This is a genomic window from Marinobacter persicus, assembly GCF_002934325.1.
GTDB classification, from domain to species: domain Bacteria; phylum Pseudomonadota; class Gammaproteobacteria; order Pseudomonadales; family Oleiphilaceae; genus Marinobacter; species Marinobacter persicus_A.
The window spans coordinates 1-2,595 of the sequence record NZ_PTIV01000071.1; the positions used below are offsets into that span (position 1 = coordinate 1).

A 2,595-nucleotide genomic window follows, 5' to 3' on the forward strand; every position below is an offset into this window, starting at 1 on the left:
TGCGTAAACCGCTGAAGGTTGCCACCCATTCCACGTGAAGCCTGCCACCCGGACCGGAGCAAGGCTGCCACCCATCGGAGCGTAGCGACGCGGGGTTTCTCTTCTTACTCCGAAGTCTCAGTGCCCGTCAACCTTGCCTGTTGTTTCCGCATGGACTCGCCCCGCAGATTGACCTTGTAGGCGTTGTGAACGAGCCGGTCCAGGATGGCATCTGCCAGAGTGGCGTCACCGATCACGCCGTGCCATTCCTCGATGGGTAGTTGGCTGGTGGCGATGGTGGAGCGCCGGGCATGCCGGTCTTCCAGCACCTCCAGCAAGTCTCGCCGGTTCTCGGCGGTCAGCTTCATCAGCCCCCAGTCGTCCAGGATCAGCACGTCGACCTTGGCCAGGCTGGTCAGGAGCTTTGAGTATTGGCCATCGCCTTTGGCGATAGTCAGCTCCCGTAGCAGTCGGGTCAGGCGGACGTACTGGGCGGTGTAGCCTTCGCGGCAGGCCTTGTGTGCCAGGGCGCAGGCCAGCCAGGTTTTGCCGACCCCGGTGGGACCGGTGATGAGCACGTTCAGGTGTTCCTTCACCCACTGGCAGCTGGCCAGGCTCTGGATAAGCCCTTTATCCAGGCCCCGTGAGTTCCGGTAATCAATGTCTTCGAGGATGGCGGCGTGTCGCAGCTTGGCCCGGCGCAGGCGGCTGGTCATGCGCCGGTTGTCCCGTTCCGTCATTTCACGGTCGACCAGCAGGCCAAGGCGTTCCTCGAAGCTCAGGTCGGTAATGTCAGGGGTGGCCGATTGATCCGCCAGAGCGGCGGCCATGCCGGTCAGTTTGAGGGTGTGGAGCTTATCCAGTGTGGGATGTTTCAACATGTCAGATTCCTTCAGTGGTAGTAGGCGGGGCCGCGGATGTTGTCGTGTGTGTCGGGCAAGGCCAGTTCTTGTTGCTCTTCCAGGGGCTGCTCATCCAGGCGGTGTTTGAGGATGGATTCGATGCTCTTGTATCGGCAACTGCCCAGCATCAGGGCGCGTTGGCAGGCACGTTCTAATCGTGCCTCGCCGTAGCTCTGGCCCAGCCGGAGAATGCCCAGGCAGGACCGGTAGGCCTGTTGCGGGTGCTTTCTCGCCCCCAGCGCGATGCGGATGAGCTTTTCAGTTGCCGGTCCGATCTTTGCTGCCCACGCGATCAGCCGTTCCGGTGACCACTCGCCGGCCTGGCGATGGGACTCCGGCATGTGAGCAGCGATCGTGCTATGCCGACCCTTCTGATCCGAACGCCGGTGACTGGCGATCCGGTTGCCCCGGTGGAAGCATTCGATGGTGTTGTGGGTGATCCGGACCTCCACCTCTTTCTTGATCAGGGTGTAGGGCACCGAGTAGTAATGGCCGTCGATGGCGACGTGGTAGTCGATGTGTACCCGGGCTTTTTTCCACTCGGCGTAGACATACGGCTCGGCGGGTAGCGGTTGTAGAACCGGCTGGTCCAGCTGTTTGAAGTGATCAAGCCGGCACCCGGGCAACTTGCGGAAGGGACGGCTGTTGAGCTTCTCTAACAGCTCACGGATGGTGGCGTTCAGTTGCCCCAGGGAGAAGTGCTGACGGTGGCGCAGGGCCGCCAGGATCCAGCGCTCGACGATCAATACGCCACCTTCCACCTTGGCCTTGTCACGGGGCTTGCGAACCCGTGTGGGGACAACGGCCACGCCATAATGGCCAGCCATATCCTGATAGGTCGGATTGAGATCCGGCTCGTAGCGATGGGCCTTGCTGACGCCGGAGCGGAGGTTGTCCGGAACCACCAGTTCCGGCACGCCGCCCAGGAACTCGAAGGTTCGGATGTGAGAGCCGATCCAGTCCGGCAGGGTCTGGCTCCAGGTGGCCTCGGCGTAGGTGTAATTGGACGCACCCATCACCGCCACAAAGACCTGCGCGTCATGGATCTCACCGGTGGTGCGGTCAATGACGGGCACAGTGTGCCCGGCATAGTCCACGAACAGCTTTTCACCGGCTCGGTGGTCCTGGCGCATCACCAGATCCAGCTTGCCTTGCCAGGCCCGGTAATGGTCGCAGAACCAACTGTATTGGTAACCGTCCGGATTGGCTTGACGGTACTCCTGCCAGAGCAGGAAGAGGGTGACGTTCTTGCCCCGGAGCTCATCGTGGATTCGCTTCCAATCCGGAATGCCTCGGGCCTGTGCCGGCAGATCCGGTGGTGGCGGGAACAGCCGTTGCTCCAGCTGGGCTTCACTCAGATCCTCTGGCAGCGGCCAGCCAAGCCCCGCCTCAGCAGCACGCCGCAGATACTCGCTCACGGTGGGGCGACTGATGCCGCAGGCTGCAGCAACCTGCCGGTTGCTTAGCCCTCGCTCCCACTTGAGGCGAAGGACTTCTTTGATTTTACGCATGGATAACCTCTTCGCTGGCATCTGGCCCTCTCCGGATGAAAAGGAGCAGAGTACCGTTAGTTATCCCGCGCCGGACGTTTTGATGGGGAGATTAGGCAGCCTGCCGGGGTGGCAGCTTTGCCGTGGAATCAGTGGCAGCTTTCGCGTGGAATGGGTGGCAGGCTTCGTCTGGAATCAGTGGCAACCTTGGTCTGGAATACGCA

General features: G+C 61.7%; 2 protein-coding genes. Both read right to left on the minus strand.

Translation table 11 applies throughout. The features are described 5' to 3' along the window. Nucleotides 1-104: 104 nt before the first annotated feature. Nucleotides 105-860, minus strand: coding sequence for an IS21-like element ISSpu5 family helper ATPase IstB (istB, locus tag BY454_RS16555; protein WP_104417658.1), 756 nt, complete (start codon nt 858-860; stop codon nt 105-107). Between the two features lie 11 nt (nt 861-871). Further along, the gene (gene istA / locus BY454_RS16560; protein WP_104417657.1) at nt 872-2,413 is read right to left on the minus strand and encodes an IS21 family transposase; all 1,542 of its coding nucleotides are present in this window, start codon (nt 2,411-2,413) and stop codon (nt 872-874) included. Nucleotides 2,414-2,595: the final 182 nt, after the last annotated feature.

Coding starts and splice junctions, on each gene's coding strand:
- istB (WP_104417658.1), bottom strand. CDS start 860: ATGTTGAAACATCCCACACTGGATAAGCTCCACACCCTCAAACTGACC.
- istA (WP_104417657.1), bottom strand. CDS start 2,413: ATGCCAGCGAAGAGGTTATCCATGCGTAAAATCAAAGAAGTCCTTCGC.